Origin of the sequence: Shigella sp. FC1567, from assembly GCF_001743015.1 — a bacterium.
Taxonomy (GTDB): Bacteria; Pseudomonadota; Gammaproteobacteria; order Enterobacterales; family Enterobacteriaceae; genus Escherichia; species Escherichia coli.
The window spans coordinates 14,300-28,684 of record NZ_MIIV01000033.1 but is presented as its reverse complement, the minus strand read 5'-3'; the positions used below and the strand labels follow the sequence as shown (position 1 = coordinate 28,684).

Genomic DNA, 14,385 nt, shown 5'->3' with positions numbered 1-14,385 from the left:
ACCTGTTTCTCATGCGGGGGTCTTTTGACGAGCTGCCGCGTCCTGGCGGGAGTGCTCAAGCAGGTTCTGCAAATAATGCAGCGTGACTGCAGGGACCAGCGGCGCGATAGCCGTGAGATCGTTTTTCGCCAGCAGTTGACGTACCCGGGAAGCGGATATCGGCATCTCCTGGTAACGCAGCCGCTCAATTTCAACCAGTTCGATGGGCGGTGCGGAGATAGTCGGCGTTTTCAGCCAGTAGCGCATATCCTGGTTGTACTGGGCGGTAACGCGACAAAAGGGTTCAGTACCGACAAAGCGGTGAGTTACACCCAGTGCGGGAGCGAGGTACTGACGGAAAATCTTCAGATCAATTTCGGTGTAACAATGGTTAATGACGCTCTGTTCTTTAATGAAGTAGCAAGGGAACGTAGCGCGGGAGATGATGTATTCGGAGCCGCGATGCACAGTCAGGCGTGGAATATCGGCGGTGCCTTTTAACACCAGATCCAGCCGGTCTTCATAGGGGAAGCGTGAAGAATCTTCTTTGACTAAAAACAGATGCAACCAGTCGCACTGTGCCGCAGCTTGTTGAATCAGATAACGGTGACCATTCGTAAAGGGATTGGCGTTCATCACAATGCAGCCAATCTTGTTCCCTGGATGACGAAATTTTTTCAGCGATTCGGCATAGCGTTTCAGTCGCGTGGCGCTGTTTTCCATCAGCACCATCACGCCGGGTACGCTGGTCAGCGTGGAAAAACCGCACTGGCGGAACAGCGCCTCGTATTCGGTTTTGGTATAAATAAACAGATGCGTGCTGTGCCGCTCATAGGCGAGGTTTATCAGTTCAGTGGCTAATGTCAGCGCCAGTCCTTCACCGCGAACGGATTCACTGATAGCAACGCATTTAATAATATTTCCGGCAATTCCACCGCACGCGATAAGCTTTTCATCGCGGGTTACGGTAATAAATACTTCGACTGTGGTGTCAACGCTCAAATCATTTTCATGCAGGAATTGGGCGATTTCCGCCATTTTTTTATTTTCTGAACGTTTTACGCGGGTGAAAATATCATTGCCGAACATAATAAATAGTATCCTGAAGGTGCATGTTGTTATCGATTTGCAACGAATGTTGTTCAATGTTGCAAACTGATAACCTTTTATTTTCACTTGGGAGAAAGGGGGGTGATCGAGGTATATCTTTTTCTCCTTTCGCTATACATCCTAAGGAGTATTTCGGCGTGAAATTTTTATTTATTTAATGGTTTAAGTTTTTTAATTAATGTAATTACGAAATGACCTGCAGGTTTAAGTGATTTAATTGATTTAATGAATAAAATTTGCCACGATCATAATTAATATCTATGTATTTTGATTCAACATTTTAATTACATCTGTCAAAGAGGCTCGGGATAACCCGCAAGGAAAACAATGTTGCAGCTTAACGAGAATAAACAGTTTGCATTTTTCCAAAGACTGGCATTTCCGCTGCGTATCTTTTTGCTGATTCTGGTGTTCTCAATATTTGTCATTGCAGCCTTGGCGCAATATTTTACGGCCAGTTTTGAGGACTATTTAACGCTTCATGTACGCGACATGGCAATGAATCAGGCGAAAATTATTGCCTCCAATGACAGTGTCATCTCTGCGGTGAAAACGCGTGACTACAAACGGCTGGCGACCATCGCTAACAAATTACAAAGAGATACCGATTTTGATTATGTGGTGATGGCGACCGGCACTCGATCCGCCTTTACCATCCTAATCCGGAGAAAATTGGTTATCCTATGCAGTTCACCAAACAGGGCGCGCTGGAGAAAGGGGAGAGCTACTTCATTACCGGGAAAGGGTCAATGGGGATGGCGATGCGCGCCAAAACGCCAATCTTTGATGACGATGGAAAAGTCATCGGCGTGGTGTCGATTGGCTACCTGGTGAGTAAAATCGATAGCTGGCGGGCTGAGTTTTTATTACCGATGGCAGGTGTGTTTGTCGTGCTGTTAGGGATTCTGATGTTGCTGTCGTGGTTCCTGGCCGCGCATATCCGTCGGCAGATGATGGGCATGGAGCCAAAGCAAATCGCACGCGTGGTCCGTCAGCAAGAGGCGCTGTTTAGTTCGGTTTATGAAGGGCTGATTGCGGTGGATCCGCACGGTTACATTACCGCCATCAATCGTAACGCAAGAAAGATGCTGGGGCTGAGTTCCCCCGGACGGCAATGGTTGGGTAAACCCATTGCTGAAGTGGTCAGGCCCGCCGATTTCTTTACCGAACAGATTGATGAAAAACGTCAGGATATGGTGGCTAACTTTAACGGTCTGAGCGTTATTGCCAATCGGGAAGCTATTCGTTCAGGTGATGATTTGCTGGGGGCCATTATCAGCTTTCGCAGTAAAGACGAAATTTCCACCCTCAATGCGCAACTGACGCAAATAAAACAATACGTTGAGAGCCTTCGTACATTGCGACACGAGCATCTCAATTGGATGTCGACGCTCAATGGTCTGTTGCAGATGAAAGAGTATGATCGCGTGCTGGCGATGGTGCAGGGGGAGTCTCAGGCCCAGCAACAGCTTATTGACAGCCTGCGCGAGGCGTTTGCCGATCGCTAGGTGGCGGGGCTGCTTTTTGGTAAAGTGCAGCGCGCCCGGGAACTGGGGCTAAAAATGATCATTGTCCCCGGTAGCCAGCTTTCGCAACTGCCGCCAGGACTGGATAGCACCGAGTTTGCAGCCATTGTGGGCAATTTACTTGATAACGCCTTCGAAGCCAGCCTGCGTAGCGATGAAGGAAACAAGATCGTTGAATTATTCCTCAGCGATGAAGGCGATGATGTGGTGATTGAAGTCGCCGATCAGGGCTGCGGCGTTCCAGAGTCTCTACGAGACAAAATATTTGAGCAGGGGGTCAGTACGCGTGCTGACGAGCCCGGTGAACATGGCATTGGGTTGTACTTGATTGCCAGCTACGTAACGCGCTGCGGTGGTGTTATCACTCTCGAAGATAATGATCCCTGCGGTACCTTATTTTCAATCTATATTCCGAAAGTGAAACCTAATGACAGCTCCATTAACCCTATTGATCGTTGAGGACGAAACGCCGCTGGCAGAGATGCATGCGGAATATATTCGTCACATTCCCGGATTCAGTCAGATATTACTGGCGGGAAACCTGGCGCAGGCCCGAATGATGATCGAGCGTTTTAAGCCGGGGCTAATCTTGCTCGATAACTATCTTCCTGACGGCAGAGGGATTAATTTATTGCATGAACTGGTGCAGGCGCATTATCCCGGCGACGTGGTGTTTACCACTGCAGCCAGCGATATGGAAACGGTGTCTGAAGCCGTACGTTGTGGTGTATTTGATTATCTCATTAAGCCCATTGCCTATGAACGGCTGGGGCAAACGCTAACCCGTTTCCGCCAGCGTAAACATATGCTGGAAAGTATTGATAGCGCCAGCCAGAAGCAAATTGATGAGATGTTTAATGCCTATGCTCGCGGTGAACCTAAAGACGAACTGCCGACCGGCATTGATCCCTTGACGCTAAACGCGGTGCGAAAACTGTTTAAAGAGCCTGGTGTGCAACATACGACAGAAACGGTGGCGCAGGCACTGACCATCAGCCGCACGTCTGCCAGACGTTATCTTGAATATTGCGCCAGCCGCCATCTGATTATTGCTGAAATTGTTCACGGCAAAGTTGGCAGACCACAACGCATATACCACAGTGGGTGACATGATAAAGCCGGAGGAAACTTGCCTCCGGCATTACTATTTACTTGCCTGTGACCGCTGCTGCTGTTCCTGGCACCATCAGCTCTGTAGCAACGATAACAATCACCAAACCAACAAGCACCGGTACCGAGGTGCGTTTTACGACTTCAAACGGCGAGATCTTCGCCATCCCGGCAACCGCAACGACTACGCCAGAAACGGGCGAAAGGGTACGGCCAAGGTTTGACGCCTGCAGCATCGGGATAGTCAAATACGCCGGGTTAATGCCGGAAGAGTGCGCTAGTTTCGGGATCATCTCAACAAACGCATAAAACGGCGCATTGCCTGAACCGGTCGTGACTGCCGCCAGCATTGTCAGAATCACCAATACCAGCATCAGGATGATACTCGCCGAACCAAACGAGGTAGCGATAGAAATCAGACTTTGAATAAAGCCGATGGTGCTAAGCCCCTGAGCGAATACCCCAGCGGCAACCAGCAGCATCACCACGTTAGCAAACGCATCTGCCATCCCGCGATAAGCCACTTCCAGACCAGAGAAAACTTTCTGGGTATTAAAGCTGCGGAGGAACTCCAGAATGGAGGCAATCAGCATACAAATCACCAGAATAGTGATGATGTGTAATTGCGGACCCCATTTACCGTCAAAAATCAGTACACCGATGATCGGCGTGAACGGCAAAATGGCATAAAACGCAGGAGCAGTGGTGGTGATTTCACTGACATCTAACATTTCATGAGAGATGTGCTCTTTTTTATCCAGATAACGTTGCCAGAAGAAGTGGGCGATCGCCATGCCGATAATTGCAGCAATTGAGATAGGCAGCGTCGTTTTGAAGGCGAAGTCAATCAGCGACATTTCGGAAGCTTGCGCCGCCAGCACCACATCCCCTGAAGTCGGTGCGAGAATAATCGCCGCCGGGGAGGCACAAATGGCAGCAGCTGCGCCACGACTGATACCAACGTTTACCATCACCGGAAATAGGGTTGCCATCAGCAAAACACCCAGACCGGTTGCGGAAGAGACGGCCAGAGACATCAGACAGGCGACAAAATAGGCGGCAATCATCAGCAGGTAAGGGGAGTTAATATACTGCAATGGTTTTGACGCCAGCTTGACCACCATATCATTCGCGCCGATATGGGTCATGTAAGCGGCAAATCCACACAGCATCATAATCATCATGCCGAGGTCGCCGCCGCGGCTCATTAGTAATATTTTAACGTATTCAACGATATCCGTGGCGCTGTAGCCTGTTGAAGCCTGGCTGGACGGTAACACTTTGTGCCCCATAATGGCACTGATAATCAGCAATAACAGGCCACCGACAAATAACACACCAGTGGCGGAATACCCTTTAATGATGTAGCGAGCTACACCCACAATAACCACAACCCCAATAAGGAGTTCAATGAATGTCAGCATAATTTTTCCTGTCTCCAGGCCCCAAAGTAAATAATAAAAAATTCCTAAAGCTTAAGGAAAAAATATGCCCAATAAATTGGCGATGAATGCTGATTAAAATCAAGAAAAACTGCCATTAAGACATTGAAGTTACTGTTTTTATACATAGATAACAAAACGCATATTTAGCGGTTGGCAATTATCACATAATAATGTGTGCAAATTGATGGTGGATTGATGCAAATTTGTTAATTGCAATGGTGTTAGCTGCGGCTGTGCGCTCAAAAAATAATCTAATATGAGCATAGGTTGACGATATATATTATATACTTTGTTAAGGTGATTGTTGTATCTCGTTAAAAAATAAAATAATTTTTCCTTGATTGCATTTTGTCATCAAAAAAGACTTGGTTTTTCTTTTTTGACTATTCCCATCGCAGAAAACGACGCATCATCTTTAATCGATGCGCGGAAATATTTAACTTGAACAAGCGGAAATAAATAGAGCAGCTATTCAGATTATTCTTTATGTTGGGTCTATTAAGGTTATGTTAATTGTAGCTTTGCTATGCTAGTAGTAGATTTTTGATAAATGTTTTATGGTCACAAATGAACGTGAGTAAATATGTCGCTATCTTTTCCTTTGTTTTTATTCAGTTAATCAGCGTTGGTAAAGTTTTTGCTAACGCAGATGAGTGGATGACAACGTTTAGAGAAAATATTGCACCAACCTGGCAACAGCCTGAACATTATGATTTATATATTCCTGCCATCACCTGGCATGCACGTTTCGCTTACGACAAAGAAAAAACCGATCGCTATAACGAGCGACCGTGGGGTGGCGGTTTTGGCCTGTCGCGTTGGGATGAAAAAGGAAACTGGCATGGCCTGTATGCCATGGCATTTAAGGACTCGTGGAACAAATGGGAACCGATTGCCGGATACGGATGGGAAAGTACCTGGCGACCGCTGGCGGATGAAAATTTTCATTTAGGTCTGGGATTCACCGCTGGCGTAACGGCACGCGATAACTGGAATTACATCCCTCTCCCGGTTCTACTGCCATTGGCCTCCGTGGGTTATGGCCCAGTGACTTTTCAGATGACCTACATTCCGGGTACCTACAACAATGGCAATGTGTACTTTGCCTGGATGCGCTTTCAGTTTTGAGACAAATGAAGTTTTAGTAACTTCTTTAAAATCAATAGCTAAAATAAGTAACATCAAAAATAACGCGACTTTTATCACTTTTTAGTAAAGTTGCACTGGACAAAGCGTACCACAATTGGTGTACTGGTAACCGACGCAGCATTTGTGTCTATTTTTCATGTAAAGGTAATTTTGATGTCTAAGATTAAAGGTAACGTTAAGTGGTTTAATGAGTCCAAAGGATTCGGTTTCATTACTCCGGAAGACGGCAGCAAAGACGTGTTCGTACACTTCTCTGCAATCCAGACTAATGGTTTTAAAACTCTTGCTGAAGGTCAGCGCGTAGAGTTCGAAATCACTAACGGTGCCAAAGGCCCTTCTGCTGCAAACGTAATCGCTCTGTAAGATACGTCAGCAAGAATTCAAAACCCGCTTAATCAGCGGGTTTTTTTTGGGTCTTTAGTGTGCGGTTGAGGCCGAAAACAGCCAGAAAGCCAGTGCTGTCATGGCAAAAGACCCCAGAAGGTTGACGAAAACGTTCAGTAATGCCCAGCCAAAGCGACCCTCTTGTAACAAAAACACCACTTCTGCCGAAAATGTTGAGAAGGTTGTTAGACCGCCACAAAATCCGGTGGTGATTAATACTTTCCACACTGGATCAATGTTCGTCATCCTGCTGAACCATGCGAATCCCATTCCTATGATGAATGCCCCAATCAGGTTTGCTGTCAGCGTCCCCAACGGAATCGCCTGATGCAGTGGGTTAAATCGCATACTTAACAGCCATCTCGCCACGCTTCCCGTACCACCGCCAATAAAAACTGCTAAAAGAAGTTGTAACACTGCAAAATCCTGCTATTTGATTTGTATGAGTGATAAGTGTAACGCCGAATAATCGTCGTTGGCGAATTTTACGACTCTGACAGGAGGTGGCAATGCTGGTTGCTGCAGGACAGTTTGCTGTTACATCTGTGTGGGAAAAGAACGCTGAGATTTGTGCCTCGTTGATGGCGCAGGCGGCGGAAAACGACGTATCGCTGTTTGTCCTGCCGGAAGCATTGCTGGCACGCGATGATCATGATGCAGATCTATCGGTTAAATCAGCACAGCTGCTGGAAGGCGAATTCCTCGGACGTTTACGGCGAGAAAGTAAACGTAACATGATGACGACAATTCTGACGATTCATGTTCCTTCAACGCCGGGGCGCGCATGGAATATGCTGGTGGCACTTCAGGCAGGAAACATCGTCGCCCGTTATGCCAAACTGCATCTCTATGATGCATTTGCCATTCAGGAATCACGCCGTGTTGATGCTGGTAATGAAATCGCTCCGTTACTGGAGGTGGAAGGGATGAAGGTCGGTCTGATGACCTGTTATGACTTACGCTTTCCAGAGCTGGCGCTGGCACAGGCATTACAGGGAGCTGAAATCCTGGTACTTCCTGCCGCCTGGGTTCGCGGGCCGCTCAAAGAGCATCACTGGTCAACGTTGCTTGCCGCTCGTGCGCTGGATACCACCTGTTATATGGTGGCGGCGGGCGAGTGCGGGAACAAAAATATCGGGCAAAGCCGGATTATAGATCCCTTTGGCGTCACCATTGCGGCAGCGTCAGAAATGCCTGCACTCATTATGGCGGAAGTGACGCCCGAACGTGTGCGTCAGGTGCGCGCGCAACTGCCCGTCTTAAACAACCGTCGCTTTGCGCCGCCGCAATTATTATGATGTTTTTTTACTCGGCGCTTGATTCACCTTGTTACAGATTGCTATTGTGTGCGCGCGTCGAATGACCGTTAATATTCTCTGGTTTTTAAGGCGCGTTCTGTTGCCGGTTATATGTCAAGAAGGTATCTATGGGTGAGATTAGTATTACCAAACTGCTAGTAGTTGCGGCGCTGGTCGTTCTGCTGTTTGGGACTAAGAAGTTACGTACGCTGGGCGGAGACCTTGGAGCGGCCATTAAAGGGTTCAAGAAGGCGATGAATGATGATGATGCTGCGGCGAAAAAAGGCGCAGACGTTGATCTTCAGGCTGAAAAGCTCTCTCATAAAGAGTGACGTGGCGAGCAGGACGCTCCCTCAATATCTTGTTCGATACAAAAAAACCGCTTCAAAAAGCGGGTTTTTTATCAGACAGATGTAAGTAATTATTACAGGATTACTTAACTTCCATCCCTTTCGCCTGCAAATCGGCGTGGTAAGAAGAACGGACAAACGGACCGCATGCAGCATGGGTAAAGCCCATCGCCAGCGCTTCGGCTTTCATTTCGTCGAACTCATCCGGGCTAACGTAACGTTGAACCGGCAGGTGATGGCGGCTTGGCTGCAAATATTGCCCCAGCGTTAACATCGTCACACCATGACGGCGCAGGTCGCGCATTACCTCAATAATTTCTTCATTGGTTTCACCCAGTCCCACCATTAGACCAGACTTGGTCGGGATTTCCGGATGCGCTTCTTTAAAGCGTTCCAGCAGCTTCAGCGACCAGTTGTAATCTGCCCCAGGCCGTACCTGACGGTAAATACGCGGTACGTTTTCCAGGTTATGGTTGAACACATCTGGTGGCGTTGCAGTCAGAATATCCAGAGCACGATCCATACGACCACGGAAATCCGGCACCAGAGTTTCAATTTTGATTTGCGGGCTTTTTTCCCGAATGGCAGTAATGCAATCCGCAAAGTGCTGGGCACCGCCATCGCGCAGGTCATCACGGTCAACGGAGGTGATAACCACATAACGCAGCGCCATATCGGCAATGGTCTGCGCCAGTTTCACTGGTTCATTGGCATCAGGAGCTACCGGGCGACCGTGGGCAACATCACAGAACGGACAACGGCGGGTACAAATAGCGCCGAGGATCATAAACGTTGCTGTGCCGTGGTTGAAGCATTCCGCCAGGTTAGGGCAGGAGGCTTCCTCGCAGACAGAATGCAGGCCATTTTTGCGCATTGCGGCTTTGATGCCCTGGATACGTGTAGAGTCCGCTGGAAGCTTGATTTTCATCCATTCCGGCTTGCGCAGCAGGGCTTCGCGCTCTATTGCCACGTTTTTAACCGGGATAAGGGCCATCTTATCGGCATCGCGGTATTTAACACCGCGTTCCATCACAATGGGTTTACTCATAGCGTGCGTGTTCCAGTTGCGAATTACGAAGGAAAGCGTTTCAATTCAATAGATTGTTGTAATTATCAACTATTTTTGAATTAACGACTGGCAGTATATCATTGAAACGGACCTGAAAGCAGCCAAAGCGGTCGCGAAAATGTAAAATTGTTGTTGGATTGTGCCATTTTATCGTTCTGCGCTGTGATCTGGCTGTAACAATACTTTTTCAAAATGCATTACGGATAACATCTATTACTCCGTGCAGGATGGGATCACGCAGGCTGAATTTGTTGTAGTGGATAGAGAAATCTATTTGCTCCTTATTTAAGGACGGAAAAGGCAGTTTTTCCAGCGGCCAGCAGCGGCTAAACAGGTTATAAAAACGGCTGGGAATAATCGCTAACATGTCACTGTTGGCAACCAGTGCAGCGATTGTCAAAATGTTGTAGCTGGTGAAATTGATTTGCCGGTCCGGAAACATTTCTTGAACTCTCTGCCGCAGACCGCTGAAATTTTGCTCTTCCGGTAACAGAAGTACATGCGCAGCGTTGTCGATAGTCTCTCTGTCATCTTCTAAAGAGAGTAGTGGATTTCCCTCGCGGCAAATTAACACCATATTGTCGGTGAACAGAACATGATGTTGCACCGTACGATTGGTGCAAAACATGTTATCGATGATGAGATCGGTTTGAAACTGACTGAGTTGGTTTTCCGCGTCGCTGATGGGCGGGTTGCGCAGTAAAAGCTGCGGATAGTGAGTTTTAATCGCCCGATAGATGACAGGAAGGACCAGGGCTCCGACCGAGGGAGTGGTCGCAATAGTTATCGTTCGTTGCTTATCATAGCTTCCTTCGATATCCAGCGCGCCAAGAATGGACTCAAGGCCCTGACTGATATACTCATGTAGATGCATCGCAAATGCGGTAGGAGTGACACCTTGGCCTTTGCGAATAAACAATGGGTCAGGGAATATAACGCGCAGTTTCTGAATAGACTGACTGATTGCCGAGGGGGGCAGATTAAGCACTTTCGCTGCATTAACGATCCCTTTATGTACATATACAGCTTCAAAAATAGTCAGAAGGTTAAGAGCAATATTTCGTAAGGTTGTAAATATTTGTGGTTTACCTTCTGACGACTTTCTGCTTAAACAGGGTTCAATTTGATTATTACTATCCACGCACTTACTCCAATTTTATTCATGGAAAAATAATATTTAAAAAATTACAATAATCTTATGTCTAATTGGAACGGAACGCTTTTGCTCACCATAATCAACTATTTCAATAGGTTAATCAATGGGGTGAGTTACGGAGCAAGGCGTGGCACCGCATTTCTGCAAGTGATAAAGAAAATATACAAACGCGAAGGAGATGTAAAGCATTAGCAGGTATTATGAGTAATGACCCAGTGTAAATTGGGCCATTGATGTATGGAATTAAGCGGTAATATATTCGAAGTCCGGATTGTTTAGTAGCGCTAAAATATTTTCCAGTAAACGTGGAGCAATATTATTAGTCGTCGCTTCGGGTTTCCATTGTGATATTTTAGCCATTTCCATTCCGGCATACCCACAAGGATTAATACGTAAAAATGGTGAAAGATCCATATTGACGTTTAATGCCAGACCGTGGAATGAACAACCGCGTCGAATTCGTAAACCCAGTGAGCAAATTTTCTTTTCCCCGACATAGACACCAGGCGCGTCAGCCCGAGGATGCGCTTCTATACCCAGTTCAGCCAGGGTATTCACCACTGTTTGCTCAAGCAAGGTCACCAGTTCACGCACACCGAGTTTACGGCGTTTCAGGTTAAGCAACACATACATCACCTGTTGTCCCGGCCCGTGATAAGTCACCTGCCCACCGCGATCGCTCTGGATCACCGGAATATCACCCGGCATTAAAATGTGCTCCGCTTTTCCTGCCTGACCTTGGGTGAATACCGGATAGTGCTCGACCAGCCAGATTTCATCAAGGGTACTATCATCGCGGGTATCGGTGAATTCATGCATAGCCTGGGAGATTGGCTCGTAAGGCTGAAGACCGAGCTGGCGGACAAGAATTTTATCCTGATACAAAACGGCATCTCCGTGGAGAATGAGTAAAAGTGGGGGAAAAGTATATCACAGCGAGGAGAGGGGAGTTACCCGACCAGGAGCCGGGTAACGGAGAAGCGAGTTACAGAACCATGCGGACAATATCGATTTTGCCCAGTTCTTCATACAGTATTTCAACCTGCTCGATATGAGTGGCGTTGATAGTGATAGATACCGAGTGGTAGTTGCCTTTGCTGCTTGGTTTTACCGTTGGGGTGTAGTCACCTGGCGCATGGCGCTGTACCACTTCAACCACCTGATCAACCAGCTCAGGTAACGCCTGCCCCATAACTTTGTAAGTAAAAGGAGTAGGGAATTCAAGCAGTTCGTTAAGTTTGGTTTTCATGTCAGCTCCGGCGTAACGTAATTAAATAGCAACTCCCGCCAGAAGGCGGGAGTTTTTTTACTGATGCTTAGTATATGGGGACGGAAATTACACTTTCAAGTGTTTAATTTTCAACCAAACCAGTGATGGAACATTAATTTAATGTAATCAATGATTTTGCCGAAGAAGTTACCTTCCGGGATTTCTTGCAACACAACCAGCGGGCGTTGCTCGATCGTTTTGCCATCAAGCTGGAAGTTGATAGTTCCGACGACCTGATTCTTTTGCAGCGGCGCATGCAATTCACTGCTGTTCAGCACATAGCTGGCTTTCAGATCTTTCATGCGACCACGCGGAATGGTCAGGTACATGTCTTTATCAACCCCTAACGAAGCGCGATCAGAATCACCAAACCAAACCGGTTCAGAGGCGAACTCTTTACCTACTTTCAGTGGGTTAACGGTTTCGAAGAAACGGAAGCCCCAGGTCAGCAGTTTTTTACTTTCGGCTTCACGGCCTTTAAAAGTACGTCCGCCCATCACCGCAGAGATCAAGCGCATCTGGCCTTCAGTCGCAGAAGCAACAAGGTTGTAACCTGCTTTGTCAGTGTGTCCGGTTTTGATGCCGTCGACATTCAGGCTGTTATCCCATAACAGGCCGTTACGGTTCAGCTGGCGAATACCGTTAAACGTAAATTCTTTTTCTTTATAGATCGAGTATTCATTCGGTACGTCACGGATCAACGCCTGGCCGATCAGCGCCATATCGCGCGCGGAGCTGTACTGACCATCAGCATCCAGACCATGTACCGTCTGGAAGTGGGTGTTTTTCAGGCCCAGGGCGTTAACGTAGCTGTTCATCAAGCCAACAAAAGCGTCCTGGCTACCAGCGGCAAAATCAGCCATGGCGACACAAGCATCGTTACCCGATTGCAGGTTAATACCGCGGATCAGCTGAGAAACCGGAACCTGCATGCCCGGTTTGAGGAACATCAGCGAAGAGCCTTTAAACACCGGGTTACCGGTGGCCCATGCGTCGTTGCCGATAGTGACTAAATCAGTTTCTTTAAATTTACCGGCTTTCATTGCTTGGCCGATAACGTAACTGGTCATCATTTTGGTCAGGCTGGCAGGATCGCGGCGGACATCTGCGTTCTGTTCGGCGAGCACTTTGCCGGAGTTATAGTCAATCAGGATGTAGGACTCCGCATCGATCTGCGGTACACCCGGGATCATAGTTTTGATATTCAGGTCATCGGCATGTGCAGCAGAGATAAAGGCTGTGCAAAGAGCCGTGGTGAGCGCCAGGCGCTTCATGATACGAGCGGAAAAAATGGTATTCATGGTCTGAACTACGACATCCGTGATGGAATTAAAAAAAGTGCCCTACTATAGCAAATGCACTACCGGCAGGCATCTGACTTTCCGCGTGACTTTGTTAACGTCATTTACAGAAATTGACACATCAGATGCCTGCTTTACGCTACTGCGCGGTGGTAATAAATGACTGTAATTGGGCTTCGGTTTGCAAACGTTGCTGCAAGGTACTGGCTTCGGCTTTGCTGGCGAAGGGGCCAAGCTGGATCCGCCAGACCGCGCCATTTTGAGTTACGCGACCGGGGACGCCGAACTTCTGTCCCAGTTGCTGTTGGTACTGTTGCGCACGAGCCTGATCGCTAACGGCCCCGACTTGCACCATAAAGTTGCCGCTGGCGCTTTGCGAGGCGGCTTGCGGTGTCACCATTGCAGGCGAGGTTGCAGGCGTTGTCGACGGAGCTGTAACAACGGGCTGTGGCGCAGGCGTCGGTTCGCTGCCTTCCAGTACACCAGGCGCTAAGGTCGTTGGTGCGCCGAGGAAACCGCTACTGGTTACCGGCGCGCCGGTCGGATCTTCGCTTTTTAGCGTCGAATTACTGACCGGAAGAATGTCACCCTGCGGGCCAGACACTGAACTTGTTCCCGCGCCACCGCTTAAATCGGGAGGTGCAGGCAGGGCGTAAGTCTGTTTGGCGACTGTGGTACAAGCCATACCAGGACCAGAAAGCGAACCATCCTGGGCGACAATAATCGGATCGATACGAACTTTGGTGTTGTTTGACGTGTTAAGACGGTCAGCTGCCGCGCGAGAAAGCGAAATAACGCGGTCGTTGCCGTAAGGGCCGCGATCATTAATGCGCACCACGATCATTCGCCCGTTAGCCAGGTTAGTGATTCTGGCGTAGCTGGGGATCGGAAGCGTTGGATGGGCCGCCGTCAGCTGTGTCGGATCGAAAGCTTCGCCAGAGGCCGTCAGGTTACTGCCTGGTTCGGCATCATAGATTGCCGCCAGTCCCGCCTGGCTAAATCGAGACGGATCCTGCACGATTTTGTAGCTTTTACCGTCGCGCTGGTAATCCTGATTTGCCGTCGCGTTCAGTGGTTCGAAACGCGGGTCCGCCCCGCTAATTTCAACTATGGGGCCGTTACATACCGCAGGCTGCGGTACACTTACCGTCTGTTGCTGACCATCATCGCTTGTACATGCCGCGAGCATTCCTGCCGCGATGCAGATCCCGAGCCACTGCTTACGCATTGCGCACCTC

The 14,385-nt window shown here is 48.3% G+C and carries 14 protein-coding genes and 1 pseudogene; 6 read left to right on the top strand and 9 right to left on the bottom strand.

The window, feature by feature from the left end; translation table 11 throughout:
* Positions 1 to 9: 9 nt before the first annotated feature.
* Positions 10 to 1,068 (bottom strand): [citrate (pro-3S)-lyase] ligase, encoded by a 1,059-nt coding sequence (citC, locus tag BHE85_RS02890; protein ID WP_000467708.1) that lies wholly within the window; start codon positions 1,066 to 1,068, stop codon positions 10 to 12.
* 348 nt (positions 1,069 to 1,416) lie between these two features.
* Here citC and dpiB point away from each other — a divergent pair.
* Together dpiB and dpiA are read left to right on the top strand one after the other, a co-directional pair.
* Positions 1,417 to 3,074, top strand: a pseudogene (gene dpiB, locus BHE85_RS02885) (sensor histidine kinase DpiB).
* Positions 3,043 to 3,723 (top strand): two-component response regulator DpiA, encoded by a 681-nt coding sequence (dpiA, locus tag BHE85_RS02880; protein WP_039064001.1) that lies wholly within the window; start codon positions 3,043 to 3,045, stop codon positions 3,721 to 3,723. Before dpiB ends, dpiA begins: the two are co-directional and overlap by 32 nt.
* 40 nt (positions 3,724 to 3,763) lie before the next feature.
* Here dpiA and dcuC read toward each other — a convergent pair whose 3' ends face one another.
* On the bottom strand, positions 3,764 to 5,149 hold the full coding sequence (gene dcuC / locus BHE85_RS02875) for an anaerobic C4-dicarboxylate transporter DcuC (RefSeq protein WP_000955063.1): 1,386 nt from the start codon (positions 5,147 to 5,149) through the stop codon (positions 3,764 to 3,766).
* 588 nt (positions 5,150 to 5,737) lie between these two features.
* On the opposite strand from dcuC, the gene pagP reads away from it, so the two are divergent.
* Positions 5,738 to 6,298 (top strand): lipid IV(A) palmitoyltransferase PagP, encoded by a 561-nt coding sequence (gene pagP / locus BHE85_RS02870; protein WP_005004882.1) that lies wholly within the window; start codon positions 5,738 to 5,740, stop codon positions 6,296 to 6,298.
* Positions 6,299 to 6,472: 174 nt separating this feature from the next.
* Positions 6,473 to 6,682: a transcription antiterminator/RNA stability regulator CspE gene (gene cspE / locus BHE85_RS02865; RefSeq protein ID WP_000034825.1), complete on the top strand. Its 210-nt coding sequence runs from the start codon at positions 6,473 to 6,475 to the stop codon at positions 6,680 to 6,682.
* Between the two features lie 54 nt (positions 6,683 to 6,736).
* Here the strand turns inward: cspE and crcB are convergent, their stop codons facing one another.
* Positions 6,737 to 7,120: a fluoride efflux transporter CrcB gene (gene crcB / locus BHE85_RS02860; RefSeq protein WP_000939749.1), complete on the bottom strand. Its 384-nt coding sequence runs from the start codon at positions 7,118 to 7,120 to the stop codon at positions 6,737 to 6,739.
* Positions 7,121 to 7,212: 92 nt separating this feature from the next.
* Between crcB and BHE85_RS02855 the strand changes: the two genes are divergently transcribed.
* Both BHE85_RS02855 and tatE read left to right on the top strand, forming a co-directional pair.
* Positions 7,213 to 8,001 (top strand): deaminated glutathione amidase, encoded by a 789-nt coding sequence (locus BHE85_RS02855; RefSeq protein ID WP_000959109.1) that lies wholly within the window; start codon positions 7,213 to 7,215, stop codon positions 7,999 to 8,001.
* Positions 8,002 to 8,129: 128 nt separating this feature from the next.
* A complete protein-coding gene (tatE, locus tag BHE85_RS02850) occupies positions 8,130 to 8,333 on the top strand; it encodes a twin-arginine translocase subunit TatE (protein WP_000503931.1) in 204 nt (67 codons plus the stop codon).
* Positions 8,334 to 8,433: 100 nt separating this feature from the next.
* Here the strand turns inward: tatE and lipA are convergent, their stop codons facing one another.
* The 6 genes from lipA to rlpA all read right to left on the bottom strand — a co-directional run bounded on the left by lipA (position 8,434) and on the right by rlpA (position 14,375).
* Positions 8,434 to 9,399, bottom strand: coding sequence for a lipoyl synthase (gene lipA, locus BHE85_RS02845; protein WP_000042617.1), 966 nt, complete (start codon positions 9,397 to 9,399; stop codon positions 8,434 to 8,436).
* Between the two features lie 208 nt (positions 9,400 to 9,607).
* A complete protein-coding gene (locus BHE85_RS02840; RefSeq protein ID WP_000378013.1) occupies positions 9,608 to 10,561 on the bottom strand; it encodes a YbeF family transcriptional regulator in 954 nt (317 codons plus the stop codon).
* 258 nt (positions 10,562 to 10,819) lie between these two features.
* Positions 10,820 to 11,461 (bottom strand): lipoyl(octanoyl) transferase LipB, encoded by a 642-nt coding sequence (lipB, locus tag BHE85_RS02835; RefSeq protein ID WP_000284027.1) that lies wholly within the window; start codon positions 11,459 to 11,461, stop codon positions 10,820 to 10,822.
* 100 nt (positions 11,462 to 11,561) lie between these two features.
* Positions 11,562 to 11,825, bottom strand: coding sequence for a DUF493 family protein YbeD (ybeD, locus tag BHE85_RS02830; protein ID WP_000850549.1), 264 nt, complete (start codon positions 11,823 to 11,825; stop codon positions 11,562 to 11,564).
* Positions 11,826 to 11,935: 110 nt separating this feature from the next.
* Positions 11,936 to 13,147, bottom strand: a complete 1,212-nt coding sequence (gene dacA, locus BHE85_RS02825) for a D-alanyl-D-alanine carboxypeptidase DacA (RefSeq protein WP_001092079.1) — start codon at positions 13,145 to 13,147, stop codon at positions 11,936 to 11,938.
* 139 nt (positions 13,148 to 13,286) lie between these two features.
* Entirely contained in the window at positions 13,287 to 14,375 is a 1,089-nt protein-coding gene (rlpA, locus tag BHE85_RS02820; protein ID WP_001231428.1) for an endolytic peptidoglycan transglycosylase RlpA, read from the bottom strand.
* Positions 14,376 to 14,385 lie beyond the last annotated feature (10 nt).